24 protein-coding genes are annotated in these 26,806 nt (G+C 65.4%); 8 read left to right on the top strand and 16 right to left on the bottom strand.

Annotated features, from left to right (window positions below; translation table 11 throughout):
* The 5 genes from DU475_RS09980 to DU475_RS10000 form a co-directional block, all read left to right on the top strand.
* Positions 1–629: DUF3422 domain-containing protein (locus DU475_RS09980; protein ID WP_164632020.1), on the top strand; the 629-nt coding region annotated here is incomplete at its 5' end.
* Positions 629–2,233 carry an alpha/beta hydrolase family protein gene (locus tag DU475_RS09985; RefSeq protein WP_164632022.1) on the top strand — a complete coding sequence of 535 codons (1,605 nt, stop codon included), beginning with the start codon at positions 629–631 and terminating at the stop codon, positions 2,231–2,233. The genes DU475_RS09980 and DU475_RS09985, both read left to right, overlap by 1 nt.
* On the top strand, positions 2,233–2,721 hold the full coding sequence (locus DU475_RS09990; RefSeq protein WP_164632023.1) for a CIA30 family protein: 489 nt from the start codon (positions 2,233–2,235) through the stop codon (positions 2,719–2,721). Before DU475_RS09985 ends, DU475_RS09990 begins: the two co-directional genes overlap by 1 nt.
* Positions 2,722–2,781: 60 nt before the next feature.
* Positions 2,782–4,011 carry a Coenzyme F420 hydrogenase/dehydrogenase, beta subunit C-terminal domain gene (locus DU475_RS09995; protein ID WP_164632025.1) on the top strand — a complete coding sequence of 410 codons (1,230 nt, stop codon included), beginning with the start codon at positions 2,782–2,784 and terminating at the stop codon, positions 4,009–4,011.
* A gap of 115 nt (positions 4,012–4,126) precedes the next feature.
* Positions 4,127–4,576, top strand: coding sequence for a ferritin-like domain-containing protein (locus DU475_RS10000; RefSeq protein WP_013503685.1), 450 nt, complete (start codon positions 4,127–4,129; stop codon positions 4,574–4,576).
* 434 nt (positions 4,577–5,010) lie between these two features.
* On the opposite strand, the gene DU475_RS10005 is transcribed toward DU475_RS10000, so the two are convergent.
* The 9 genes from DU475_RS10005 to pufB form a co-directional block, all read right to left on the bottom strand.
* Positions 5,011–5,457, bottom strand: coding sequence for a hypothetical protein (locus tag DU475_RS10005; protein ID WP_013503686.1), 447 nt, complete (start codon positions 5,455–5,457; stop codon positions 5,011–5,013).
* A 202-nt stretch (positions 5,458–5,659) separates the two neighbouring features.
* Positions 5,660–8,827: a multidrug efflux RND transporter permease subunit gene (locus DU475_RS10010; protein ID WP_164632027.1), complete on the bottom strand. Its 3,168-nt coding sequence runs from the start codon at positions 8,825–8,827 to the stop codon at positions 5,660–5,662.
* A gap of 9 nt (positions 8,828–8,836) precedes the next feature.
* The gene (locus tag DU475_RS10015) at positions 8,837–10,036 is read right to left on the bottom strand and encodes an efflux RND transporter periplasmic adaptor subunit (RefSeq protein ID WP_164632028.1); all 1,200 of its coding nucleotides are present in this window, start codon (positions 10,034–10,036) and stop codon (positions 8,837–8,839) included.
* 357 nt (positions 10,037–10,393) lie between these two features.
* Entirely contained in the window at positions 10,394–11,941 is a 1,548-nt protein-coding gene (locus DU475_RS10020) for a flavin-containing monooxygenase (protein ID WP_205524313.1), read from the bottom strand.
* A gap of 140 nt (positions 11,942–12,081) precedes the next feature.
* Positions 12,082–12,375 (bottom strand): hypothetical protein, encoded by a 294-nt coding sequence (locus DU475_RS10025; protein ID WP_013503690.1) that lies wholly within the window; start codon positions 12,373–12,375, stop codon positions 12,082–12,084.
* A 15-nt stretch (positions 12,376–12,390) separates the two neighbouring features.
* Positions 12,391–13,035, bottom strand: a complete 645-nt coding sequence (locus DU475_RS10030; RefSeq protein WP_142882140.1) for a hypothetical protein — start codon at positions 13,033–13,035, stop codon at positions 12,391–12,393.
* 18 nt (positions 13,036–13,053) lie between these two features.
* Positions 13,054–14,493: a PucC family protein gene (locus DU475_RS10035; RefSeq protein ID WP_013503692.1), complete on the bottom strand. Its 1,440-nt coding sequence runs from the start codon at positions 14,491–14,493 to the stop codon at positions 13,054–13,056.
* 185 nt (positions 14,494–14,678) lie between these two features.
* Positions 14,679–14,858 (bottom strand): light-harvesting protein, encoded by a 180-nt coding sequence (locus DU475_RS10040; RefSeq protein WP_142882139.1) that lies wholly within the window; start codon positions 14,856–14,858, stop codon positions 14,679–14,681.
* A 12-nt stretch (positions 14,859–14,870) separates the two neighbouring features.
* Entirely contained in the window at positions 14,871–15,026 is a 156-nt protein-coding gene (gene pufB, locus DU475_RS10045; RefSeq protein WP_013503694.1) for a light-harvesting antenna LH1, beta subunit, read from the bottom strand.
* 319 nt (positions 15,027–15,345) lie between these two features.
* Between pufB and DU475_RS10050 the strand changes: the two genes are divergently transcribed.
* The 3 genes from DU475_RS10050 to DU475_RS10060 all read left to right on the top strand — a co-directional run bounded on the left by DU475_RS10050 (position 15,346) and on the right by DU475_RS10060 (position 19,725).
* Positions 15,346–17,661 (top strand): GAF domain-containing protein, encoded by a 2,316-nt coding sequence (locus DU475_RS10050; protein ID WP_164632029.1) that lies wholly within the window; start codon positions 15,346–15,348, stop codon positions 17,659–17,661.
* Positions 17,662–17,679: 18 nt separating this feature from the next.
* The gene (locus DU475_RS10055) at positions 17,680–18,351 is read left to right on the top strand and encodes a response regulator transcription factor (RefSeq protein WP_164632030.1); all 672 of its coding nucleotides are present in this window, start codon (positions 17,680–17,682) and stop codon (positions 18,349–18,351) included.
* A gap of 132 nt (positions 18,352–18,483) precedes the next feature.
* On the top strand, positions 18,484–19,725 hold the full coding sequence (locus DU475_RS10060) for a CaiB/BaiF CoA transferase family protein (protein WP_164632031.1): 1,242 nt from the start codon (positions 18,484–18,486) through the stop codon (positions 19,723–19,725).
* 3 nt (positions 19,726–19,728) lie between these two features.
* On the opposite strand, the gene DU475_RS10065 is transcribed toward DU475_RS10060, so the two are convergent.
* From DU475_RS10065 to DU475_RS10095, 7 genes are all read right to left on the bottom strand, one after another.
* Positions 19,729–19,974 carry a DUF2249 domain-containing protein gene (locus DU475_RS10065; protein WP_013503698.1) on the bottom strand — a complete coding sequence of 82 codons (246 nt, stop codon included), beginning with the start codon at positions 19,972–19,974 and terminating at the stop codon, positions 19,729–19,731.
* A 41-nt stretch (positions 19,975–20,015) separates the two neighbouring features.
* Entirely contained in the window at positions 20,016–21,242 is a 1,227-nt protein-coding gene (locus DU475_RS10070) for an NnrS family protein (RefSeq protein WP_164632033.1), read from the bottom strand.
* Positions 21,243–21,400: 158 nt separating this feature from the next.
* Complete coding sequence (locus DU475_RS10075) at positions 21,401–22,093, bottom strand: NnrU family protein (RefSeq protein WP_164632035.1); 693 nt, start codon at positions 22,091–22,093, stop codon at positions 21,401–21,403.
* Between the two features lie 177 nt (positions 22,094–22,270).
* Entirely contained in the window at positions 22,271–23,923 is a 1,653-nt protein-coding gene (gene pgm / locus DU475_RS10080) for a phosphoglucomutase (alpha-D-glucose-1,6-bisphosphate-dependent) (RefSeq protein WP_164632037.1), read from the bottom strand.
* A gap of 346 nt (positions 23,924–24,269) precedes the next feature.
* Complete coding sequence (locus DU475_RS10085; RefSeq protein ID WP_047308095.1) at positions 24,270–25,115, bottom strand: alpha/beta fold hydrolase; 846 nt, start codon at positions 25,113–25,115, stop codon at positions 24,270–24,272.
* 194 nt (positions 25,116–25,309) lie between these two features.
* Positions 25,310–25,681 (bottom strand): response regulator, encoded by a 372-nt coding sequence (locus DU475_RS10090; RefSeq protein WP_185966180.1) that lies wholly within the window; start codon positions 25,679–25,681, stop codon positions 25,310–25,312.
* A gap of 279 nt (positions 25,682–25,960) precedes the next feature.
* Positions 25,961–26,797, bottom strand: coding sequence for a phosphodiesterase (locus DU475_RS10095; RefSeq protein WP_013503704.1), 837 nt, complete (start codon positions 26,795–26,797; stop codon positions 25,961–25,963).
* Between the last annotated feature and the right edge of the window lie 9 nt (positions 26,798–26,806).

Raw genomic sequence — 26,806 nt, forward strand, 5'->3', positions numbered from 1 at the left:
CCGGGGGCGGGAGGCGCCTGGCGGAGGTCACCGCGGGGATGCGGGGGGGCGGCGACCTCGCCAACAACAATAAGCTGTTGCAGGAGCTGACCGAGCTCGCAGCCGAGGTCGAAGCCGGTGCGGCTGCCAGCCTGTATCGATTCGGAGCCAGCCGCGCCTATGACGAAATCATGAACGGCCGGTTGGCGACACTCGGCGAACGCAAGGTGGGCGGACTGCCGACCTGGTCGTCGTTCCTCGCCCGCCGGATGAAGCCGGCGATGCGCACCTGCGCCACCACCGAGGCCCGCCAGTCCGACCTGTCGCTCAAACTCGCCCGCGCCGCCAACCTGCTGCGCACCCGGGTCGACGTCGAACTCGAACAGCAGAATCAGGAACTGCTGAAGTCGATGAACGCCCGGACGCGGCTGCAGCTTCGGCTGCAGACCACGGTCGAAGGGCTGTCGACCGCGGCGATCACCTACTACGTTGTCGGCCTGTTCGGCTACATGGTGAAGGGCGCCGCCGAGGCCGGCCGGCTGAAAATCGATCCGAATCTCCTGACGGCGGGTTTTGTTCCGATCGCCGCGCTGTCGATCTGGTGGACGATCCGGCGGATCCGCAAGAAGCACATCCCGGACGTCGATTGATGGCCGCGCATCGCAGGCCGAAGCTGCTTCGGATCATCGTCGCGCTCGCCGCGCTGGCTGCGATCGCGGTGGCGCTGTGGCAGTTGCAGCTCGGCAAGGACGGGCTGATCATCACGCATGCGACGGTCGGGCAGACGCCCGTCACCGTGTTCCGGCTGCCGTCTGCCACCAAGGCGCCCGTGGTGGTGATCGCCCACGGCTTCGCCGGCTCCCAGCAATTGATGCAGCCGTTCGCGCAGACGCTGGCGCGCAACGGCTACATCGCCGTCACCTTCGACTTCACCGGACACGGCCGCAATCCAGTAACGATGGTGGGCGACGTCGACGAGCCGACCAGGATCACCGGCGTGCTGGTCGACGAACTCGGCCGGGTCACCGACTATGCCCACAAGCTGCCGCAGAGCGACGGCCGCGCCGCCGTGCTCGGCCACTCGATGGCTTCCGACATCGTGGTGGCCTATGCGGTGGCGCATCCGGACATCGCCGCCACGGTCGCGGTGTCTGTGTTCACCCGCAAATCGACCGCGACGCTGCCGCACAATCTGCTGGTGATCGTCGGCGCGCTCGAGCCGCAGATGCTGAAGGACGAGGGCCTGCGCATCGTCAATCAATTCGCGGGCAGCAATGCCGTCGCCGGCCGCACCTACGGCAGTTTCGCCGACGGCACCGCGCGGCGCCTCGCGCTGTCCTCGGGCGTCGAGCACATCGGCGTGCTGTACAGCCAGGACTCGATGCGGGAGTCTCTGCACTGGATGAACGATGCGTTCGGCCGCACCGGTTCCGGCTGGATCGACCAGCGCCCGCGCTGGCTGGCGCTGTTGTTCGGCGGGCTGATCGTGCTGGCCTGGCCGCTGTCGAAGCTGCTGCCACGCGCCGCCGCGGTGCCGATGGGCGCCAGCCTGAGCTGGAAGCAACTCCTGGTCGCCGCGATCGTGCCGGCGGTGCTGACACCGCTGCTGCTCTGGAAGGCGCCGACCGATTTCCTGACCATCCTGCTCGGCGACTATCTGACGCTGCACTTCCTGCTGTACGGCCTGCTGACCGCCGCGATCCTGGTGCTGATCCGGCTACGCAGCCGCGGCACCGCGGCGCATCCCACGCGGCCTCACGCGCAGGAACTGGCCGCGCTGGACGCCCTGCCAAATCCCGCCCATCCGCGGGTCGCAATCGCGGCGCTGGTGATCGCGGCAGTGGCGGCAATCGCCTACAACATCCTCGGCTTCGGCGTCGCGCTGGACAGCTATCTGTTCTCGTTCATGCCGATCGAGCCGCGCATTCATCTGATCGCCGCGGTCGCCTGCGGCACGATCCCGTATTTCCTCACCGCAGAATGGATGGCTCATGGCCAGGGCGCCAAGCGCGGCGCCTACGCGCTGGCGAAGTTCTGTTTCCTCGCTTCGCTCGCCGCAGCCGTTACGCTCAATCTGCAGAAGCTGTTCTTCCTGATCATCATCGTGCCGGCGATCCTGCTGTTGTTCCTTGCCTTCGGCCTGATCAGCAATTGGACCTACAAGGCGACCAATCATCCGCTGCCCGGTGCGCTGGCCAATGCGGTGCTGTTCGCGTGGGCGATCGCGGTGACGTTCCCGATGGTGATCCGGTGATGCAGCACGAACTGTGGCCTGCGGCAGGACAGCGACACTGGCGAGTGATCACCGACACGGTGATGGGTGGCGTGTCGCAGGGCACTGTGGAGCTTGCCGAGATCGAGGGCCGGACGGCGGCCCGGATGCGCGGCGCGGTCTCGACCGAAAACAATGGCGGCTTCATCCAGATTGCGATGGATCTGTCGCCGGACGGCGGCGCGTTCGATGCCGGCGGTTTCGAAGGTATCGCCGCCGAACTGTTCGGCAACGACCAGGCCTACGGCCTGCATCTTCGCACCACCGATCTGCTGCGGCCGCAGCAATCCTATCGCCACCCGTTCGAGGCGCCGCCGCGCTGGCAGGGGCCCGAGTTTCCGTTCGCGGCCCTCATGCCGCACCGCACCGACATGCCGTTCGACCCGCGCCGGCTGCGGCGGGTCGGGCTGGTGGCGATCGGCCGCGAGTTTGACGCAGATCTATCGGTCGCCCGGCTTTGGCTCTATTGATCGAACGAGCAACTTAAGGCGAATGGCGACGTCATCCGCCGGTTCCTAGAAGACGCGCCCATGCACGATCGTAGCCCCCCGCCTGCACTGTGGACACCGCCGCTGAACCAGCCGGCGGAGCGCGAACTGTGCACCGATTGCGGCGTGTCGCGGATGGGCGATCCGAAGCAGTGTGGTCAGGCCTGCCAGTTCATCAAGCCGGACTACCCGACGATGGAACGGCGGGTGCACGGCCGCAACCGCGACAGTGGCTCCGGCGACGAAGCGTTCTTCGGACCGTATCGCCGGATGCTGCAGGCGGCGATGAAGCAGCGGCGCGAGGGCGCGCAGTGGACCGGCATCACCACCACCATCGCGCAGCGGCTGCTGGAGACCGGCGCGGTCGACGCGGTGATCGCGATGGCGCCGGATCCGTCCGACAAATGGAAGCCGATGCCGGTGCTGGTGACCAAGCCGGAAGGGATGGCGCAGTGCCGCGGCATGCGGATGGGCTACGCCCCGTCGCTGGCGCTGCTGGAGCCGGCGATCGCCGCCGGCTACAAGCGGCTCGCGGTGATCGGGGTGCCGTGCCAAATCTACGCGTTGCGCCGGCTGCAGGATCAGCTCGGCCTCGAAAAGCTGTACGTGATTGGCACGCCGTGCTCGGACAACACCACGACCGAAGCGTTTCACGGCTTTCTGGATCTCTTGTCCGACAAGCCCGAGACCATCACCTATCTGGAATTCTGCGCCGACTATCATGTCGAGATGCGGTTCGACGACGGCAAGGTGAAGCGGGTGCCGTTCCTGCTGCTGCCGATCTCGAAGCTGCCGCCGGACTTCTTCCCGATCACCTGCCGCACCTGCGTCGACTACACCAACACGCTCGCCGACATCACCGTCGGCTACATGGGGGGACGCGGCGAGCAGTGGCTGCTGGTGCGCAACGAGCGCGGCGAGGAACTGCTGAGACTGCTCGGCGACGAGGTGAAATTGAGCGAGCCCACCAGCGCCGGCAATCGCGTCGCGCCGGTAAAGGGCTTCCTCAAGAATACCGAGCTGGCCGCCGGCGGCCTGCCGGTGCGCGGCATGCCGAACTGGTTGCGGCCGTTGATGGGCTGGCTGATGCCGAAGGTCGGACCGCGCGGCATCGAGTTTGCGCGGGCGCGGGTCGAGATGAAGGCGGTCGAGACCGTGCTGCATCTGCGGCGGCACTACAAACACAAAATGAAGAACATGATACCGCCCCACGTCTGGGCCCTGGTGAAGCCCTACGGGCTTGAGCCGCAAGACGGCGAACGCCACAACTAACAACTTTCCGTGCCGTGGTTCCTGCCCGGAACCGAGCTTCCTAATCCCGGTTATCGCGCGGCAGGTGCGCGGGCGTTGTCGCTCGCACATCGCTCAACCGAACATGGAGGCTGACGTGGACACCGATATCATCGACCATCTGAAGACGCTGCACACCAGCGAAATCGACGCCCGCAACGGCTACGAGGAAGCGCTGGAGGACGCGGAAGGCCAAGGCATGACGCCGCTGTTCCGCGACATGATCGCGCTGCATCACGGCAACGCCGAAGAACTGGCCGGCCTGCTGATCAACGCCGGCGAAACCGCCGACGATTCCGGCTCGTTCATGAGCGTGGTTCATCGCACCATCATGAGCGTGCGGTCGCTGTTCGACGGCCTCGACGGCAGCGTGCTGCCCGGCCTGATCGACGGCGAGAAGAGAAACCTGTCGAAATACGACGACGCGCTGAAGGCCACCGCCGGCATGCCGTCGATCGCGTCGACGCTCACCACCCAGCGCACCAAGATCAGCGAAAAGATCGCGCTGATGGAGCAGCAGAAAGCCGCCTACGAGGCCGCGCACTGAGCGACGGCGCAATCGATCAGACATGACCTCGGGGGCCGCGGCCCCCGTTTTTGTGCGAAGCACCGCGGCGGATCGGACCAGCTAGCTGACTATCGGTCATATCGGCACAGCTTCATGGCGAGGAGTGCGCAGCGCCGTCCCGCGCGCACCGCGAGCGGCTGGAGACGTCCGGCTTTGCCGTGCTCCTCGGAGCCTGACCGCAATACAGGCCGTCGAGCCAATCGCGATGGTGGCTCGTTTAGTTTGCAGGCGTTTCTTGCGGCTTCAGCTGCATGACCTGGATGCCGGGCACAATGCCGGACAATGACGGGTGAGAAACAAATGCCGATTTCATTGATCGCATTGGCGGCAAGCTCCGAGCAGCCGGCAATGAATAAAGGCCCCGGTCTTTCGACCGAGGCCTCCCACTTGTACCCGGCTTGAACTCCCGGCGATTACTTCGTCACCGTACCGGTCGAGCCCGGCGAGTTTCCGACCCCGGCGTCGGACGCGGTCGGCGCGACGCGCGTGTCGGTGCCCGGATTGTTCGGCTGATAGCGCTTCGGCTCGTTCTGAATGCCTTCCGGCTGCGCCATTCCGGTGGTGCCGCCCTGGCCCGCGGGCGAACTGACCTGGGCGGTCGCCTGCTCACCCGGCTTGTAGGAGAAGCCGGCCGCCAGCAGGCCCATCGCGATCAGCGCGAATACCGCAATGCCGGCGAGTTCCGGCAGCGCACCGTCGCGCGCGGCGCCGCGTCCGGGACCGTTGCCTTCCAACGTATCGGCGGCGATCTCGCGATTCGAGCGGGACCGAATGAAATTGAGGAACGCCAGTCCGACGATCACCACGCCTGCAGCGAGCGTGAAGAACATCAGCCAGCTAATCGGTTGATCTCCGTCCATGATTATCTCCGGTTGTCGACGTGTGGATTGTTCACCTGTCGCCAACCAACCGGAGATAGTCGGATTGGTTCCGGATCCGGCAGTGATGCTGGAAAAACTTCCCGGCGCGTTGTCGGGCGACGGAGAAAGACCGTTCGCGTGAAGCGAACGCGTCAAAGATCAAACGCGGGTTCCGATCGATCAGAACCGGAAGCTTCGCCGGTCAGGTCTGATCGTGCGGCAACTGCGCGTGCATCGGAACCCGATGGGTCAGGGTCTCCTCGACCGGATCGTCGGAGCGGTCGCCTGCGAACAGCCGCTGCACTACGACGAAGAACACCGGGACAAAGAGCAGCGCCAAAATCACCACCGCGATCATGCCGCCCATCACACCGGTGCCGAGCGCCTGCTGACTCTTGCCGCCCGCACCGCTGGCGATCACCATCGGCAGCACGCCGGAGCAGAACGCAAGGCCCGTCATCAGGATCGGTCGGAACCGGAGATGGCAGGCCTCCATCGTCGCGTCGCGCAGGCTCTTGCCCTCTTTGCGGAGATCCTTGGCGAACTCGACGATCAGAATCGCGTCCTTGGCGGCTAGACCGATGATCGTGATCAGACCCACGGTGAAATACACGTCGTTCGGCAGCGACCGCATCGACGCCGCGATCACCGCACCCGCGATGCCGAGCGGCACCGTCAGCAGCACCGACAGCGGAATCGTCCAGCTCTCGTACAGCGCCGCCAACACCAGGAACACCACCAGCGCCGACAGCGCCAGAATGATCGGGGCCTGCGAGCCGGAGAGCTTCTCCTGCAGCGACTGGCCGGTCCAATCGTAACCGAAGCCGCGCGGCAACTGACCGGCAAGCCGTTCCATCTCGGCGATTGCGTCGCCCGAGGTGAAGCCGGGCCGCGCTTCGCCGCTGATGCGGATCGCCGGATAGTAGTTGAACCCGACGATCTGGGTCGGCCCCTTGGACCACTCCACCGTCGCGAACGAGGAGAACGGCACAAGCTGGCCGCGGCTGTTCTTCACCGTGTAGCCGAGAATGTCGTCACCGTTCATCCGCCCCGCGGCGTCGGCCTGCACGATCACGCGCTGCATTCGGCCGCGGTTGGGGAAATCGTTGACGTAGGACGAGCCCAAGTTGGTCGAGACCGTGTTGTTGATGTCCTCGAAGGTGACACCGAAAGCCCCGGCCTTCTCGCGGTCGATCACCAGATTGAGGACCGGCGCCGGCGGCAGCCCTTCGACATAGACCTTTTGCAGCACGGGGCTGGCGTTGGCGGCGGCGACGAGCTGTTCGCTGGCTTTCACCAGCGCGTCGTAGCCCTTCTGACCGCGATCCTGCAGACGGAAGCTGAAGCCCGACGAATTGCCCAGGTTGTCGACCGGCGGCGGCTGCAACGCCGACACACGGGCGTCGCGGATCTCGCCGAGCTTTCGGTTGGCGTCGTCGACGATCGCCGCGGCCGACGATTTGGCGTCGCGCTCGCCCCAATCCTTCAAAGTCACGAACGCCTGCGCGGCGTTCATGCCCTGGCCGAGGAAGCTGAAGCCGGTGAGGAACGTCACGTTCTCCACCCCGTCGCGTTTCAGAAGATAGTCCTCGACCTGCTTCACCACGTCGTAGGTGCGGTTGTACGAGGAATCCGACGGCGTCTGCACGTCGACCGTAACGAAGCCCTGGTCGTCGATCGGAAGAAAGCCGCCGGGCATCCGCACCATCGCCCAGCCGAGCACGGCGACCAGCACCGCATAGATCACCATCAACCGGCCGGTGCGGCCGAGATTCCAGCGCACGATGCTGGAATAACGCTCGCGCACGTTGTCCAGCGTGCGGTTGAACCAGCCGAACACGCCGCGCTCTGCGTGGGCATGGCCTTTGTTCACCGGCTTCAGCAGCGTCGCACACAACGCCGGCGTCAAGGTCAGCGCCATCAGCGCCGAGAACGCGATCGCCGACACCATCGTCACCGAAAACTGCCGATAGATGATGCCGACCGAGCCCGGGAAGAACGCCATCGGCAGGAACACGGCGATCAGCACCAGGGTGATGCCGATGATCGCCGAGGTGATCTGCGACATCGCCTTGCGGGTCGCGTCCTTCGGCGGCAGCCCTTCCTCGGACATGATTCGTTCGACGTTCTCGACGACCACGATGGCGTCGTCGACCAAAATGCCGATCGCCAGCACCATGCCGAACATCGACAGCATGTTGATCGAATAGCCGAACAGCAACAGCGACGCGCAGGTGCCGAGCAGCGCCACCGGCACCACGATGGTCGGGATGATGGTGTAGCGGATGTTCTGCAGGAACAGGAACATCACCACGAACACCAGCGCCACCGCCTCCAGCAGCGTGTGCACAACCTTGGTGATCGAGGCCTCGACCACCGGTGTGATGTTGTAGGGGATCTCGTATTTGATGTTGGCCGGGAAGAAGCGCGACAGCTCCTTCATCTTGGCCTCGACTGCGCCCGCCGTGGCCAGCGCGTTGCCGCTCGGCGCCAAGAGCACCGACAGACCGGCGACCGGCTTGCCGTTAAGGCGGGTATTGAACTGATAGGAAAAGCCGCCGATTTCGATCCGGGCGACGTCACGCAGCCGCACCGTCGACCCGTCGGGATTGGCGCGCAGCACGATCGCACCGAACTCGTCCGCCGAGGAGAGCTGGCCCTTGACCAGCACCAGCGTGGACGTCTTCTTGTCCTTCGGCGACGGCTCGGCGCCGATACTGCCGGAAGCAACTTGGGCGTTCTGCGCCTCGACCGCCTTGGTGACATCGTCGGCGGTAAGATTGTAACCGACCAGCTTGTCGGGATCGATCCAGATCCGCAGTGCCCGCTCGGTCGAGTACAGCGTGGCACGTCCGACGCCGGGAATGCGGCGGATCTCGCCGAGCACGTTGCGGATCATGAAGTCGCCGAGGCCGACTTCGTCGAGCGAGCCGTCGGTCGAGCTCAAAGTAATGATCTGCAGCACCGCGCTGGAAGCTTCTTCGACCAGAATGCCTTGCTGCAGCACGGCCCTCGGCAGACGGGATTCGATGCGCTTGATGCGGTTCTGGACGTCGACCGAGGCCAGCTCGGTGTCGGTGCCTGGGACGAAATTGGCGGTGATCTCGACTTGGCCGAGCGAGTCGGAGGTCGATTCGAAGTTGAGGATGCCGTTTGCGCCGTTCAGTTCTTCTTCGATCAGCCGGGTGACGCTGTTGTAGAGGTTTTCCGGCGACGCGCCCGGATAGGCAGTCGCGATGGCGATCGAGGGCGGCGCGATGATCGGATACTGCGCGACCGGAAGAAACGGAATCGAGATCGCGCCGATCAAGCAGATGAACAGCGCGATGACCCAGGCGAAGATCGGCCTGTCGATGAAGAATGCGGGCATGCGCGGCGCCTACCGCACCGCGTTGATGGAACCCGTGGTCTCCGGCGTCACCGCCGCCGACCGGCGGTCGCCGACGCTCACCGGGGTCACCGTGTCGCCTGCGGCGAACTTCTGAAAGCCTTCGACCACGACACGCTCGCCCGGCTTGAGACCGTCGAGCACCAGCCATTGCCCGTCCTGCTGCGGTCCCAGCCGCACCGCCTGCACGGCGACGCGGTTGTCGGGCTTGACGACGAAGACCTCGCTACCGCCGCCGCTGTTGCGCTGCACCGCCTGCTCCGGCACCGCGATCGCATCGGCGTCGATACCCTGCTCGATCCGCACCCGCACATACATGCCAGGCAACAGATCCCGCTTCGGATTGTCGAACTCGGCGCGGAGCGTCACCTGGCCGGTGTAGGCGTCGACCTTGGCGTCCGAGAACAACAACTTGCCGTGCTCCGGATAGTGCGTGCCGTCGTCGAGGACGAGATGCGCGCGCACCGCGTCGGGGGCGATCTGGTCAAGCTCGCCGGAATCGAACGCACGGCGCAGCCGCGCCATCTCCGACACCGGCTGGGTAAAGTCGGCATAGACGTGGTCGAGCTGCTGGATGGTGGCGAGGCTGGTGGAGTCGTTCTGCACCACCAGCGCGCCTTCGCTGACCAGCGCCGCGCCGATCCGGCCGCTGATCGGCGCCCGAATGGTAGCGTATTCGAGATTGAGCTTGGCGCGGGCGACCTCGGCCTCACGCACCGCGACCTCGGCGGCGGCCTGGCGCAAATTGCTGATGGCGACCTCGCTGGCGGCGCGGGACGCCGCCTGCTCGTTCGCCAACGTCGAAACGCGCTTGGCATGCATGTCGGCCTGATCGCGCGCGGCGGTCGCCTTGGCGAGCGCGGCCTCGGCGGCCTTCAACTCGACCTCGAACGGCCGCGGATCGATCTGATACAACGGATCGCCGATCTTGACCTCGCTGCCCTGCTGGAACATCCGTCGCAGGATGATTCCCGACACCCGCGGACGCACGTCGGCGACCCGGACCGGAGCGATCCGTCCCGGCAGTTCGCGGACGATCGAGCGCGGATGCGCCTTGATCGTGACGATGCTGACTTCCGGTTTCTCGGGAGATGACGCGCTCGCGACGGACGGCTCGTTGCAGCCGGCCAGCGTCGGCGACAAACAGGCGAGCGCCAGCGCCGTCAACCCAAACCTCGTCATACCCCGCATCTGAAACCTCGTGTGGTGCGCCTCAACGCGATCAAGCAAGGCGCGGACCATCGGCGACAGCAAGGCGCCGACAACCGACCCGATCGTGGAGACGACTGGTGAACAGATGTTAATCGCTAATTTGTGCATCACAACATGGGGGGATGGCGGCGCAATGTCACACAGTAGGGAACCGCCTGATCCCGCAGGCCTTTCCCGGCTTCACAGCTCTGTGTGGCGGCAAATACGCGAACAAATGCCGCAGCTTACTGGCCGTCCGGGGAACTCACGAACGCTTAACCATGCCGTGTTCCGGCGATTCGGCTGTCGAATTGGCGACAGCCGTCCACGCAGGTTTTGTGACAACGGCGCGCGGCGTCATGCCGCATACACGAACGCCGGGTCGGTCAGATCGATCGCTGGAAACTGGTCCTTCTCCGTCCAATAGTCCTGGCTGTGCTGCCAATCGGGTTTATTGCCGCGCTTGGGCAACAGGTGCATGCCGCGCATCAGGTAACCGGGGTTGAAGTTCTCCGGGTCGATCCACGGCAACAGCGCCATGTCGCGATCCTCCGGACGCAGCGCCGGTACCACGCTGCGATAGGCGTTCTCCCTCATGTGGCTCAGCAGCCGGCAGACGAAATCGGCGACCAGATCGGCCCGCAGCGTCCAGCTCGCGCGGAAATAGCCGAATACCCAGGCCATGTTCGGAACGCCGGTGAACATCATGCCGCGATAGGTGACGGTCTCGGCGAAATCCAGCGGCGCGCCGTCGACCGAGAACGCGATGTCGCCGAGCACATTGAGATTGAAACCGGTGGCGGTGACGACGATGTCGGCTGCGAGCGCCTCGCCCGACTTCAACATCATACCGGTCTCGGTGAAGCACTCGATCTCGTCGGTGACCACCGAGGCCTTGCCCGATGCGATCGCCTTGAACAGATCGCCATCGGGAACGAAGGCGATACGCTGCCGCCACGGCCGGTAGCTCGGCGTGAAGTGCGGATCGAGGTCGGCATCGGGGCCGAGATGGGCGCGAACGCCGGCGAGCAGTTCCTGCTTCACTACCTCGGGCTCGCTCATCGAGCGGCGGGTGAAGGTCGCTTGATCGAACAGGATCTTGCGACGGACGATCTCGTGAATCCAATCCTCGGCCACCCCGAGTTCCCGCAGCGTATCGGCGATCTCGATCTTGTTGCGGCCGGGAATGAAATAGGTCGGCGAGCGCTGCAGCACGGTGACGTGCGCCGCGGTGGGCGCGATCGACGGCACCAGGGTGGCCGCGGTCGCCCCCGAACCGATCACGATCACCCGTTTGCCGGCGACGTCGAGATCGTCGGGCCAGGTCTGTGGATGCACGATCCGTCCCTTGAACTCGGCCATGCCCGGCCATTCCGGGGTGTAGCCTTCGCTGTGGCGATAATAGCCCTGGCACATCCACAGGAAGTTGGCGGTGAAGCGCACCGTCTCGCCGGCCTCGCCGCGCAGCGCTTCGATCGTCCAGCACGCATCCTCGCTCGACCAGCTCGCCGAAACGATGCGGTGACGGTAGCGGATGTGGCGGGCGAGATCGTGATCGGCGATCACCTCGCCGAGATAGTCGCGGATCTCGGCGGCGGTGGCGATCGGCTTGCCGGTCCAGGGCTTGAAGCGATAGCCGAAGGTGTAGAGATCACTGTCGGAGCGGATGCCGGGATAGCGGTGGGTGCGCCAGGTGCCGCCGAACCCGTCCTGCGCCTCCAGCACGACGAAACGGGTGTCGGGGCACTGCGTGGTCAGGTGGTAGGCGGCGCCGATGCCGGAAATTCCGGCGCCGACCACCAGCACATCGACATGTTCGCAATCGGAACGGCGAGCGGGATCGCTGAACGGCGCAGACGCCGCAGCGCCGTCGCGGCCGGGCGCGGCGGAAGCAGAGTGGGTCATGTTTCCTCGACTTTTCTTGTGTCGTTGGAAACAGAATGACGGCTGCGGGCGGCTTTGCCCAGCAATTTCTTGCGACTCAAACGCACGGCGCCGCGGGCATTGCTGCCCGCGGCGTCATGGGACCTGTGTGGCCGACTGGCTCAGATGTTGAGCAGCAGCGGATAGCCGGAGTACGACTTGTACTCGCCTTCCTGCTTCAGGATCAGCGGCATACCGGAGAAGCCCCGATACTCGCCCTCGTCTTTCAGGATCAGCGGCGTACCGGAGAAGCTCTGATACTCGCCCTTCTGCTCGAGGATCAGCGGCGTACCGGAGTAGCTCTTGTACTCGCCTTCCTGCTTCAGGATCAGCGGCTCACCCGAATAGCTCTTGTACTCGCCTTCCTGCTTGAGGATCAGCGGATGTCCAGAGTGTCCTTTGTATTCTTCGCTCATGGTCGATTCCTTTACTTAGAGTAGCACTGGCAGGCCCAGCCAGGAGGAGAAGGGTGTGGAGTTGTTGATCAACAGCGGCTCGCCCGAGTACGACTTGTACGGACCACTGGTGTCCACCAACAGAGGAGTCCCTGAGAAGGACTTGTATGGGCCGCTGCTGTCGAGCAACAACGGTGTTCCGGAGAACGACTGATACGGGCCATCGCTGCTGATAACCAGCGGCGTACCAGAGAAGGTCTTGTCGCTGTCGACCAGCAGCAAGTCACCGGAATAGGATTTGTACGGGCCGGACGTGTCGAGCAGCACCGGCGCGTGGATCATGTTCGAGAACGGCGCGGCATCGCTCTGTTCGGCAGCGCGCGACGACGACTGCAGGCTGATCGGGTTCGGCCCATAGCTGTCGAGAATTCTGGTCAGTTTCGTACCGAAGCCGAAGTCGGCTTCCGCGGCAACGACGACCCCACCCTTCCTGACGAAATCGGCGTAGGTCACCGCCGATGCGCGCGACACGCCGGCCTTGACCAGGGCGGCGACGATCTCGTCGGCGGAGGAGCGGCCGGACGTGACCACCGCATAGGTGAAATGGCTGCTCTTCAGATCGCTCTCCAGCGCCGAAAGCCGGCTGCTGGAATCATACAAGCGGGTGATGATTTGCGTCATGGCTACTCCGTCTCAATCTCAGGACCCGCTCAACTGGCCCTGCATCAGAATCGTCTCCCGCCGCCGCCGTGTCAGAGGGAACATCGTCACCAGCGTGGCAATGAGCAACACTAGTTCGAGGTAATAGACAAAGTGATAACCCGCCGTGGCCCCGTCCCAACCGTGCGGCGCATAAGCGGTTACCACGTCGCGCAAAATACCACCCAACGCGATCGCGACACCGGCGGCCGATGCCTGCACGGCCCCCCAGGCGCCGAGCGCGAGGCCGACCTGATCCTTCGGCGCCGCATTCATCGTCGCCGTCAGCGTGCCGTGGCCGAACAGGCCGGCACCGAAGCCGATCATCAGCGTGCCGAAGCCGAACACCACCGCCGAGGCCGTCGTCGAGGACAGGTCAGCGGAGAAGATCACTGCGAGGAAAGCGGGAATTCCGACCAGCGTGCCGAAGCTAGCCATCCGGAACGGATCTGCGCCGCGGCTCAGCACGCGCGAGGCGTAGCCAAAGCCGAGCAGGCCGCCGACCGCCAATGCTGCCGTCAGCTTGGTGGTGTCGCCGACGCTGAGCTTCAGAATCTCGCCACCGTAAGGTTCGAGCAGCACGTCTTCCATGCTGAACGCCATGGTGCCGAGCCCGACCGCGATCAGCCGGCGGACCGCATTCGGACCATGGATGAATGCGTCCCACGACTGGCGAAAGCCGCCGGTCGGCGCATCGGGGTGCGCCGTGGCCTGATGAGGATTGTCGCGACGACGCGCCTCCATCTTCCAGGAGGCGATACCGTTGAGGATGATGGTGACGACCGCGGAGCCCTGGATGACCTGAATCAGGCGCCCGGGGGAGAAGTCGGCGAGCAGGATGCCGAAGATGATCGCGCTGGCGATCATGCCGAACATCAGCATGGTGTACATCAGGCCGACGACCTTCGGCCGCGACTCCGGCGGCGCCAGATCGGTCGCGAGCGCGAGACCGACGGTCTGCGTGGTGTGCACGCCGGCGCCGATCAGCAGAAACGCCGCGGCGGCAGCAACCTGTCCGACCCAGACCGGTGCCTGACCGGAATCACCGCCACCGGACAGCACCAGGAGTGCGAACGGCAGGATCGCCAGACCGCCGAATTGCACCATGGTGCCTTTGTACAGGAACGGCACGCGGCGCCAGCCCAGCGCGGATTTATGAATGTCGGACTTGAAGCCGATCAGCGCACGGAACGGCGCGAAAAGCAGGGGCAGCGAAACCATGATACCGACGATCGACGCCGGCACATTGAGTTCGACGATCATCACCCGGTTCAGGGTACCGACCAGCAGCACCAGCGACATACCGACCGCGACCTGAAACAACGACAGGCGCAGCAACCGGGACAACGGCAGATCCGGCGTGGCCGCATCCGCGAAGGGCAAAAAGCGGGGCCCGAGCGAGGCCCAGACTTTCATCATCTTTTGGCTGACTGTGTTCATCGTGCAGCAATTCCAGCTTGCGTGAGCCCGGCGGTCACGACCGCCAGTGTCCGAACGAACAGCACCACTTTGCGACCGAACATGAACTGCGGCAGATCAAATGTCCGCCCGCACGCCGGTCACAAAGCAAGCGACCGGGACCCATGGATCCCGGTCCAGCCACGACAGCTTCGAACGAAGCTGAATCAGCCGATGGAGACCGAGCTCTCGATCGCCGCGGTCTTGCCGTTCCAGTACTTCGGGAACCAGGTGGTGTTGCTCAGGAGAGCGAGGTGCACCAGGATCGCGATCACGGTGACGCTGCCGAGCAGCAGCGGCAGACCAACGGTCGGCTTCACAACAGTCCAAATACGACCTTGATTCATCTTAGTGACTCCTTAGTGCAGCCAGGGCGTATAGACGTACGCCAGGAAGTGAGCGACGATGGCGATCGCGCCGAAGATGCGCGTGCCGTCGATCACATGCTTGTGGAGCTCTTCCGATTCCGCGATCGTCAGACCGGTCGGCCAGACCTTGTTGGGATCGTCTGCCATAGTAAATCCTCCTGAGAGACTTACGATCAGTGTCGTGCTGAACCTGCACGTAGGTCTTTCGCTGCTACGCCGAACATTCGTTCGCTTGGTCTCAGCATTTCCTGTTCGCCCCGACACCCAGCCGCCGAGCGGACAGATGCGGATGCTTCCAGTCCCCGGCTAGCCAGAGATCACGCTCTGATCACATCCGAGTGATTGTAAGAGTATCCTGACACACATCTTTGTCAATTTAACATGACACTGACCACTGTCCGTGTCATACCGGACATCCTCAAACCGGTCCGACGAGTCCCGGACACGGAAAATTGAGTAGATTGTGATGCAGTCCGGCCTTGACAATTCTGCCGAACTTGATCTCGCGGACTGTGCGGCTACCCGTCTCGGTGCCGGCAGGCGTGCCCTGGGCGTATCGGCGGCTTCGATCCACCCGCACGCCGCCTTGCTGGCACTCGCCCAGGACGATCTCGTCATCGTCCATGCCGGCGGCGCCACCGAGTCGCTGGTCGGCGCCGCGGCGGAACTGTTGCCCGGCACCGCGGCCGCCACTGTGTTCTCGTCCGATCAGATCGCCCGGCTGCGCGCATTGGCGCTGTCCGAACGGCTGATCGAACGACCGCTGCACGCCTTCACCCTCAACGCCCCGGACGCCACGCCGACCGACGCAATCGTGCATCAAGCGTCCGGGCTTCTGGTGGTCGAACTCGATCCGCGCCGCGAGCCGGCACCGGACAATTCGCTGGCGCTGGTGCCGTCGATGATCCGGAAGCTTCAGCGAACCTCCACGGTCGGGCAATTCTGCGACGCGATGGTGGCCGAGCTGCACAGGGTGACCGGCTTCGATCGGGTGATGGTGTACCGCTTCGCGGCAGACGGCAGCGGAGACGTGATCGCCGAGGCGCGGGCGCCTGACGTCGGCTCCCTGCTCGGGCTGCGCGATCCGCAGCCAGACATTCCGAAGCAGTCGGAGCCGTTCAGCCGAATTCGCGTCCAGCCCGATGCCCAGGCAATCGCAGCGCCGGTGCTGCCGGGGATCAATCCGGGGAGCGGCGCCGCGCTCGATCTGTCGCACAGTGCGATCCGAAGCGCCTCGCCCGAACACCGGCTGTATCTGGCCCAGCTCGGGGTCGCAGCCTCGCTGTCGCTGTCGCTGGTGGTGGACGGCGAGCCGTGGGGGCTGATGGTCTGCCATCACCGGACCCCGCGATTCCTGCCTTACCGGATGCGCGAGGCCTGCACGCTGTTCGCCGAGATGGCCTCGTCGCAGCTCGAGACTCGGCTCTCGGCGGAGCGGCTCGCCGCGCGGCTGCGCAGCGGCCGCGTCCACGAGGAGCTGGTGACGCGGATGAGCCAGGAGTCCGACCTCGCCGAGGGACTGATCCGGTTCTATCCCAATTTGCTCGATTTCATCCCGGCCGCCGGCGTCGGGCTGTGGATCGACGGCCAGTTCACCGGGGTCGGCGTCACACCGGACGCCGGCCAGGTCGCCGCGCTGATGGGATGGCTGCACGGCGTGCCCCACGACGGCGTCTACCATACCGACGCGCTCCCGCTCGCCTATCCGCCGGCCAAAGCCATCGCCGCGCAAGCCTGTGGGCTGATCGCGCTGTCGCTGTCGGACACGCCGCGTGATTACGTGCTGTGGTTTCGTCCCGAGGTGGTCCGCCGCATCACCTGGGCCGGGATTCCGAACAAGCCGGTGGGCGTCGACAGCAACGGCGGCCGCACGGCCTCCAAGGGCGGCGCCGCGAGGCCGGACTCGGTGCGGCTGCACAGCGATCCTTGGAGCGAGGCCGACGTCGAGGCGGCGCACCGGCTGCGCGAATCCCTGCTCGACGTCGTGCTGCGCCGGATCGACGGCATCGCCCGCGAGCGCAGGTCGGCTCAGCTTCTGCATGAGCAGTTGATGCGTCAGGTCGAGATCGGCCTGATGCGCTCGAAGGACGTCGCGCAGACACTGCGGGAAGAAAAGGAGCGGCGCGTCCTGGTCGAGGCCGACCTGTCCCAGGTGCTGCGCCGAACCGTCGAGGATCAGGAGGCCGAGCGGCTGCGGATCGCACGCGAGCTGCACGACACGCTCGGGCAATCGCTGACCTTGCTGCAACTCGGCTTCGACAAGCTCGGCCAGGCCGCGGGCGACCTGCCGGAACTGCAGCAGCGCATCGCCGAGATGAGAAGCCTCACCGCCGATCTCGGCCGCCAGACCAGCCGGCTCGCCTGGGAGATCCGCCCGAGCGCGCTCGACGATCTCGGCCTTCAGACTGCGATCCAGAACCTTCTCGTATCCTGGAGCGAAAAGTCCGATGTCGCCTTCGACCTGCACATCACGCTCGGCGCGCGCCGGCTGCCGTCGATGGTCGAAACCACGCTGTATCGCGTGTTGCAGGAGGCGCTCACCAACGTCGTCCGTCACGCCGCGGCGCGTCATGTCGGCGTGGTGCTGCGGCTCAGCGACGACCAGGTGACGATGATCGTCGAAGACGACGGCCGGGGCTTCGCCACCGCCGGTCTCAGGCAGCCGGCGGACCGGCTCGGCCTGCTCGGTATCCGTGAGCGGCTGTCGCTGGTCGGCGGCTCGCTCGAGTTCGAAACCGCGCCGGGCAAGGGCACTACGCTCTACGCCCGTGTTCCGCTGTGACCGATGGAAGTAACCGTGATGGACCAGCAAGCCCCTTCCCGATTGCGCGTGTTTCTCGCCGACGATCACCCGGTGGTGCTCAGCGGCATGAAGGCGCTGGTCGCGGACGATTCCGGCCTCGAAGTGGTCGGCGAAGCAAGCGATGGCCCCAATGCGCTGCGGCGCGCAACGGAGCTCAAGCCCGATGTCGCCGTGTTCGATCTGTCGATGCCCGGCCTCAACGGCATCGAGGTGGCGCGCAAGTTCCTGGCCGCCTGCCCGGATTGCCGGGTACTGGTCCTGACCGTGCACGAGGATGGCGCTTACTTGCGGCAGTTGCTCGATCTCGGCGTCGCCGGCTACGTGCTGAAGCGCTCCGCCACCGACGAACTGATCCGCGGCATCCATGCGGTCGGCAGCGGCGGCATCTATCTCGATCCGGCGATCGCCGGCCGGGCGATCGGCCGCACCACACCGCATCTGCACAATGGCGACGAGCACAATGCGGTATCGGAATTGTCGACCCGCGAGATTGAAGTGCTGCGGCTGGCCGCGATCGGCCACAGCAACAAGACCATCGCCGCCAAGCTGCAGATCGGCGCCAAGAGCGTGGAGACCTACAAGGCGCGCGGCATGGCCAAGCTCGGCTTCCACAATCGCGTCGAGGTGGTGCGCTTCGCGCTCAGCATGGGCTGGCTGTCCGACCCGTAGATTTCGTCCGATCCCGCCCCGTTGATCCGGTTCGATCGACCCGCTAGCCTGCGCCGGATCGAACAAGCAGCGTTCCCGCTGTCGCGATGCCTTTTGCATCGAACAAGAACGGGAAGCATCGGGGGAGACTGAATGACCGTCGAGACGCGGACGCAGAAGCCGCAGGCCACCGCCGCTCCAGCCACCAGCGCTCCAGCCACCAGGACTCCGGCCACCGGCGCCAAGGCCCTCGCCGGGCTGCGGGTGCTCGACTTCTCCACCACCATCGCCGGCCCGCACTGCACCCGGATGTTGTCCGACATGGGCGCCGAGGTGATCAAGATCGAAGCCGCTGACGGCGACACCATGCGCAACCGGCCGCCGGTGCGCGGCGCCTGCAGCACCGCATTCGGCCAGCTCAACGTCGGCAAGAAGAGCATCGTGCTCGATCTCAAATCGCCGGCCGGCCTCGAGGCGGTGCAGCGGCTGGTCGCTTCAGCCGACGTGCTGGTCGAGAACTTCCGTCCCGGCGTGATGCAGCGGCTGCAGATGGACTACGCGTCGCTGCGCAGCTTCAATCCCGAACTGATCTACTGCTCGATATCCGGCTACGGCCAGACCGGACCCTCGGCGGAACTCCCCGCCTACGCGCCGGCGATCCATGCCGCGTCCGGCTTCGATCTGGCTCACCTCGCCTATCAGCCCGGGCGCGACCGCCCGGATTATTGCGGCATCTATCTGGCCGACGTGGTCAGCGGGGTCTATGCCTATGGGGCGATCACCTCGGCGCTGTATCAGCGCACACGAAGCGGCGAAGGCCAGCACATCGACGTGTCGATGCTGGAATCGATGCTGACGCTGACACTGAACGAGATGCAGTGGTCGCAGTTTCCGGTGACGCTGCCGGCGCGGCCGCAGTTCGGCCCGGTGGAAACCTCCGACGGCTATGTGATGATCGCGGTGGCGAGCGAGAAGTCGTTCCCCAATTTCATGCTGGCCGCCGAGCGCCCCGACCTGATCACCGATCCGCGTTTCGAGAAATACGCGGACCGGCGGTTGAACTGGGGCGAGCTGATGGACACCATCGAGACGAGCTGGTCCCGTACGCTGACGTCGCAGCGATGTCTCGCCGCGCTCGACAAGTTCGGCGTGCCCTGTTCGGCCTATCGCACCGTTGCCGAGGCGATGGCCGATCCGCAGACCGCGCACCGCCAGGCACTCGCCGAAGTTTACGACGATGCCGGCAGCTTCAAGGTGCTCAATCTACCGTTCCGGATGTCGGCGGCCAATCCGTCGCCGAACCCGGTGGTGGCGCGGCTCGGCGAGCACACCAGGGCGGTGCTGCAACAGGCCGGCTATTCCGACGACGAGATCGTGCAGTTCGGCGCGTACTGAACGTCAGGCCGCTCGGCGGAGGCGCACACGCCAGACGTCGGGCCCCTGCTCCAGATAGCTCCACTCGCAATCCTCGCCGTGGACCGAGGCGAAGAACTGCCGCAGCGGTCGCGGATCGTGATCGACCACGATCTGCATCGACTGCCCGGGCTCAAGACGATCGAACAATCGCGGGATGATCTCGTGGCGCTGATAGGGCGGAATCTCGCGGACGTCGAGCACGCGTTCGGTGGTGACGGCTTCGGTCATGGCCATGTCCTGGTTGGAGGTGACGAAGAAGTCCGGACGGATCAGTGCGGCTTGCCGCGGGCGAGCAGTGTCGGCCCGTAGCTCAGCGCGAATCCGAGAAAGGCGACCGCCCAGCCGAGCGCGGACAGATGCAGCAGAGGATCGCTCCAGGCCGGCAGCAGCGCCGCGGCGATGCGCGCCGCGACCGCGAACACCGCCGCAAGGTAGATGCCCTGCGCCGGCAGCGAGGCGGTGAGCTGCTGGCCGGTGTGGCCGAGCGAGGCGCGGGTCATCACCGCCAGCGTCATCACACCGGCGCCGCCGACCATCCAGGCATGAATGCCTGCGCTGACCGGGATCAGCCCGAACGCCGCGGCCGACGTCAAAAGGAAGCCGAGCGGGATGAACAGATAGCCGACATGCAGCACCAGCAGCAGCTTCTCCCCGACGGTGCGGTCGCCGGCCCAGCGACCGAGCCGGACGAGATGCAGCACGCCGGCGATCAGCAGCGCCGAGCCGCTGATCGGGCTGAGCGGCAGCGCCACCCAAAGCACCAGCGCCAATCCGCCGAACGCGACGATCACCATGTCGAGCTTGTTGAACGGCTGCGGCAGCCGGCCGGGATTTGCACGCACCAGCCAGTTGCGGGTGAAGCTCGGGGTGATGCGGCCACCGATCAGCGAGATCAGCATGATCACCACCGCGATGCCGATCCGGATGCTGTAGTCGGCACTGCCGCCGAGATGCGCTTCGAGATGGAACGCGACGTTGCCGACGAGGAGAAGCGTCAGCAGCGCGACGACGTTGAGGTTGCGCCAATTGCGACCGGCGATGATTTCGCGCAGCGCGGCAAGCGCCACCAGCAGCAGAAACAACGCGTCGACCAGCAGCGCGGCGAGCCAGCCGGTATCGGCCGAGAACGTCACCGCCAACCGCCCGGCCAGCCAGGCCAGAACCAGCGTCCCCAGCGGCGCGCCCTGCAGCGGCAGCCGCCCGGTCCAGTTCGGGATCGCGGTGAGCAGGAAGCCGGTGATCACCGCCGGCAGATAGCCGTACAGCATCTCGTGGACGTGCCAGTCGCGCGGCGCGAACGCGGTCTGCAGCGTCAGGTCGCCGTGATACACCGGCAACCACAGCAGCACCGCGACCGCGGCGAAGATCGCGCCGAGCAGAAAGAACGGCCGGAACCCGGCCGAGAGAATCGTCCAGCGGCTCTGCAACGGATAGCGCGGCACCGGCTTGCGCTTGGCGGGGTCGGCTGCGGAAGATTCGATCGTCGTGCTGCTCATCGCGGTCCACCGGAACTGATACCGGCGGTACATTTGCCGGCTCATCCTGTGTAGGAGAGCGACGTCCGGCGCTGGTTGTGCCAGCACAACCTCGCGAACGATTTGCAGGGAACCGCTTGCCCTGTCGTGGCGAGGAAGCGCCGCCGAGCAACTACTCGTCAGGGTAGCGGCGATACGCCGATCACCAGCGGGTGCAGCAGCAGCAGCGACAACCACGCCGCGACACCGATGCCGAACCGCAACAGGCTGATCCGCCAGTGCTGCGGCTTGAAGCGCCCGCTGATCAGCGCCGCGAACGGCCAGAACGAGGTCCGCGCCGCCAGTTCGGCCCAGCGTGCGGCGCCGAGCTGGCGGCGCTTGCGGCGGTCGATGATCAGCATCCCGGCCAGCGCGATCATCGCGAAAAATCCGAACAGCAGCACGTGGGCGAGGTCGCCGTTCGGCACCGCATGCGCACCGGCCCAAAGTCCGATCGCCCACAACAGCGGATGCCGGACGATACCGACCACGCCCGGATGCTGCGGATCGAAGGATTTGCGCGGATCGCCGCCGAACGACAGCGGATTGGCGGCGCCGATGCCGAACGCCGCCAATTGACAGGCCAGCGGCAACGCCAGGTTCGGCGCCCACATCTGCCAGGTCTCGAACGGCCACAGCTCGACGAACGGCGCCCGTCCGGTGGCGACGATCAGCCAGGTCAGCACGACCAGCGACTCGATGCTGTAGACGATCAGGAAGCCGCGCTCGCCGAGCGCGCCGACCAGCCGCGCGCGCACCGCCGGCCGCGCCGGAATCGCGTGGCTGAGCAGAAACACGGCGAAGGCGGCGACGAATTCAGTCCAGCCGGACACGGTCGACCTCACACGTTGGCGGCGCAGTCCGTCATTGCGAGGAGCGAAGCGACGAAACAATCCAGCGTCGTGCGTGGAGACCTGGATTGCTTCGCTTCGCTCGCAATGACGGAGTGAAGCGAAGACAATTTATCCGCCAGACATCGCCCGGCTTGCCGGTTCCAACGTTGTCGCGCGTCAACCTGCGGCGAACATCGCGCTGAGGGCGGCCTGGGCTTCGTGCTGGATCTGACTGAGATGGTCGGCGCTGACGAAGCTCTCGGCGTAGATCTTGTAGACGTCCTCGGTGCCGGACGGACGCGCCGCGAACCAGCCGTTGGCGGTGGTCACCTTGACGCCGCCGATGCCCTGGCCGTTGCCCGGCGCCTTGGTCAGCGTCGCGGTGACGGGCTCGCCGGCGAGCTGCTTGATGCCCAGCTTCTCCGCCGTCAGCGTCTTGAACAGCGCCTTCTGGGCCGGCGACGCCGCCGCATCGATCCGCGCGTAGAACGGCGCGCCGAGCTCGGCGGTGAGCCGCTGATACAATTCGCCCGGATCGACCTTGCTGACCGCGGTGATCTCGGCGGCGAGCAGGCCGAGGATGATGCCGTCCTTGTCGGTGGTCCAGACGCTGCCGTCGCGGCGCAGGAACGAGGCGCCGGCACTCTCTTCGCCGGCGAAGCCGAAGCTGCCGCCGATCAGTCCGTCGACGAACCATTTGAAGCCGACCGGGGTCTCGACCACCTTGCGGCCGATCTTAGCGGCGACGCGATCGATCATCGCGCTCGACACCGCGGTCTTGCCGATCGCGGCGTCGCCGCTCCACTGCGGCCGGTGCGCGAACAGATAGGCGATCGCGACCGACAGATAATGGTTCGGATTCATCAGCCCCGAGGAGCGGGTGACAATGCCGTGGCGGTCGGCGTCGGTGTCGTTGGCGAACGCGACGTCGAAATCATCGCGCATCCCGATCAGCCGGGCCATCGCGTAAGGCGACGAGCAGTCCATCCGGACCTTGCCGTCCCAATCCACGGTCATGAAGCGGAAGGTCGGATCGACCGTGTCGCTGACCAGCTTGGCGTCGAGCTTGTAGCGCTCGATGATCGGCTGCCAGTAATGCACCGCGGCGCCGCCGAGCGGATCGATGCCGAGCTTCACGCCCGAGCTGCGGATCGCCTCCATGTCGACCACATTGGCGAGATCTTCGACATAGGGCGTGATGTAGTCGCGGCGGTGCACGCAAGCCGCGTTGCGGGCGCGATCGTAGGAGATCCGCTTGACGCCCTTCAGCCCGTTTTCGAGCATCGCATTGGCGGCCTTCTCCACCGCCGAGGTGATGTCGGTGTCGGCCGGGCCGCCGCTGGGCGGATTGTACTTGAAGCCGCCGTCCTCGGGCGGATTGTGCGACGGCGTCACCACCACGCCGTCGGCGAGCCCGTCGGTGCGGCCGCGATTGTGGGCGAGGATGGCGTGGGAGATAACCGGGGTCGGGGTGTAGCCGCCGCGCTCGTCGATCACCACGTCGATCTCGTTGGCGGCGAAGACTTCGAGCGCGCTGACCAGCGCCGGCTCGGCGAGGGCGTGGGTGTCGATGCCGATATACAACGGACCGGTGATGCCGGCGGCGCGGCGATGATCGCACACTGCCTGGCTGACGGCGACGATGTGGTCCTCGTTGAAGGCGTTGTTGAGCGACGAGCCGCGATGGCCGGAGGTGCCGAACGCCACCCGCTCGGTCGCGACCGCGGGGTCCGGCTTGCCGGCGAAATACGCCGTCACCAGCCGCGGGACGTTGACCAGACTGTTCGGATCGACGGTCTTGCCCGCCAGCGGACTCACCTTCGCAGCCATCTCGCACTCCATGCCTTCGAACCAGGTCCGATCCCTCGCCCGGCGCGGGTCGGCCGTCAAGACGGCATCAGGATGAGCTGCTCGAGCCGGCGGCGGCGCGGAACCGTTCGGCAGCAACACGGTTATCGCCCCAGTTGAACGACTGGAGGACGAGACATGACTTTCGGAAAAGGCGCGTTGATGTGGCTGATCGGCATCCCGCTGCCGATCATCATTCTGCTGGCGCTGTTCTGGCGCTAATTCGATTTACTGAATTCTTAAAAGGGTCTCGGCCGTGATCCACGGCACGAGGCCCTTTCGAGTTGGAGTCGCCGTTCGGCTGAAGCCCGCCCGAGCACCGGCCGGCCTACGGTCCCATCGCACGCGGATCGTTGTACATCCGCTTGATGTCCTTCTTGACGTCCAGAGACCGCAGTTTGCTGTTTCCGTCGTCCGCCAGAAACTGGTCGAGCGTCGCCTGAATCCGCGCCTTGACACTGTCCGGCCCGCGGTCGCTCAGCTCGGTGTGCTGCGCGCCGGTGTCGATGATCTCGATGCCGGCCTCCTTGGCGATGGTCGGATCAGGCAGCACCCCGGGATCGGTCTTGAACTGCGGATCCTTCGACCGGAACGACAATATCTTGGCGAAGCCGGCGGTGACGAACGGCACCCGCAGATTGTCCAGCGTCACCACCCGCCGGACCAGCTCGGGGTGCTGCTGGGCGAAGTACATCGATATGTCGCCACCATTGGAATGCCCGACCAGGGTCAGATGTTCGTAGTCCGCATACGGCTCGAGCTTCTTCAATTCGCGGAGCGCGAAGAAGATGTTCTGCTCGCCGCGCTCGTACACCGCCAGGCGCCCGACATACAGCGAGCCGGCCACGGTCATCAGCGGTTTGTCCTCCGGCAGATCGTGCTGGATGCTGGCGACCAGATAGCCACGGGCGGCGAGCACATTGGCGAGGAACGAGTATTCGGTGTTCTTGACGGTGTTGCCGTGGCTGACGACCGCGACCGGCAGCGCGACCATGCCGGCTTCGGCCTTCATCTGGGCATCGCGGCGCACCGCGAGCTGGATCGCGACCGGCCGACCGCGCGTCTCGTCGAAAAAGGTCAGCGTCTCATGTTTGATCGCCCAGTGGCTGAACGAGAAATACGCCGCAACGGCCACCGCGCTCAGCAGGACAAATATGATCAGTGGTCGCTTCATCGTTGCACCAACCCGGCCCGGCCTCCCTGGAGCTCGCCCTGTTCTCGTCACTCAAGCGGAGCGCCGTTCGCTCAAAAAACGCTCTTAGTCTCTAGCTGGGGCGGAAGGATAACTCGAAAAGACCTGATCCTGAAACGACATGGATTAAATTTTGGAAAGTGCGCGATGGCACCGACGGGTACGCGCGGGCCCCGTTACACCAGCATTTCTCTCAGCAGCGCGGTGATCTGCGCCGACGTGTACGGTTTTGGTACAAATCGCCCTCCGTCCGGCAGTTCCGTCGGGGTGACGTTCACGCGGCCCGAGGTGGCGACGATCTTGATCGGCGGCCATCGACCGCGGACGGCGCGGGCGAGCTTCAGCCCGTCCATCGACCCTGGAATCTGGATGTCCGTAAACACCAGGCGAACGTCGTCCCGATCTTCCAGAATCGCGATCGCGACGTCGGCCGACCCCGCCTCCAAGACCTCGAAACCCTCGGCTTCGATCATATCGACGGCATTCATGCGCAGGAGCGGTTCGTCTTCGACCACCAGAACTACCGGTCTCCTGCTCACTTCGGTCATCCTCTCAAGCTATGTCGATCGATCATCAAGGGCTCAGCCTCGCGATCGTTCCGGCCCTGGGGGAAATCCCTGGGTATAATCGTTCCTATTTTACCGGCGCCGTTAACGCGACCAGTCGCCACTGGAGCTCATACCGGTCGCCGCGGATCCTGGGTGAACCACGCGCCGTGGCCGAGCCCTGGTCCCGGCGATCCGCCGCATTGGCCTTGCGCGGCAGTCAAGACGTTCATGCCGGCGACACGCGTCGGCATGAACGATTGAAAGCAGAGACCATCGGTATCAAAGTAGCCGGCCGTCGGGCCCGAAGAACGGGTGCGGACCGTCGAACGAGCCGACCGGTACCAGATGGGTGACGACCTCCCCGAACGCGCCGCCTTCGAACCAGGCGTGCAGGTGAAAGGCCGGCGGCTCGACCCGGAACGATGGTTCGAGCAGTTCCCCGAGATCGAGCGCCACCGCGTGGTTGGGCGCAGGACAGATCGTCGCCACCGTGCCGGCAAACGCCGTCGCGGTGGCACGGTGCACGTGGCCCGAGGCGACCAGGCGAACCCAGGGGTACCGTTCGACCAGCAGGGCGAACTCGGCAGAGTTGCGGAGATTCTGCCGGTCCATATGCCAGATTCCGGTGCGGAATGGCGGATGATGCAGGAACAGCAGCGCCGGCCGCTGGTCCGAGGCCGATAACACGGCCTCCAGCCATTGCAGCGTGTCGGCATCGAGCTCGCCGTGGGGCTGGCCAGGCACACTGGAATCCAGCAGCACGACGTCGAGCCCGGCGACTGGATGAAGCTGATTGAGCGGCCCCTCCCCCGGAAACGCCGGCTGGGGGAACGCGGTGCGCATCAGTTCGCGGGAATCGTGATTGCCCGGAACGGCGACGAAGGGAATCTCCAGCGGCGCCAGCAGGCGCATCAGGTGGGCGTATTCCTGCTCGGTCGGCGTATCGACCAGATCGCCGGAGATCACCACCAGGTCGGGCCGCGGCGCGAGCGCGTTCAGCGCTGCGACGCAGCGAGTCAGCGCGGCCGCGGTGTCGACCTTGCCATAGGCGAGTTCGCCGGGCGCCTTGATATGCAGGTCGGAAATCTGGGCGATCAGAATCGGCTTCGGCGGCATGGTCGGATC

The organism is Rhodopseudomonas sp. WA056 (genome assembly GCF_010906995.1).
GTDB lineage: Bacteria > Pseudomonadota > Alphaproteobacteria > Rhizobiales > Xanthobacteraceae > Rhodopseudomonas > Rhodopseudomonas palustris_G.